At 47.6% G+C, this 296-nt stretch carries 1 protein-coding gene; it reads right to left on the reverse strand.

Annotated elements, in window-relative coordinates:
- The coding region (locus tag A7090_RS25395; protein WP_198599621.1) for a transposase at positions 1-239 on the reverse strand (239 nt) is incomplete at its 3' end.
- Positions 240-296 lie beyond the last annotated feature (57 nt).

Here is a 296-nt window from a genome sequence, read left to right on the forward strand (position 1 = left end):
TTACGATCGCGCGGAGTCGCCAGTTCGAAGCTGCCGGTCGGGGTTTTAATGGTCTTTTTGCTGGAGCCGTTTTTGCGGTTGGCTTCAATGTCCTGAGCCAGATGTGAGTCAAGTTCAGCAGCCAGAGCGGCCTCAGTTAACTGTTTGATTAATGGGGTCAAAATACCATCTTTGCCCGTTAATGCCTGACCGGACTGGAGTGCTTTAAGCGCTTTATCGAAATCGAAGGGTTGGGACATGTGTCATTCCTTTTTGATTGTATATTACTGGAATGACACAGAATTTCTAACACTCCC

Origin of the sequence: Escherichia sp. MOD1-EC7003 (genome assembly GCF_002965065.1) — a bacterium.
Taxonomy (GTDB): domain Bacteria; phylum Pseudomonadota; class Gammaproteobacteria; order Enterobacterales; family Enterobacteriaceae; genus Escherichia.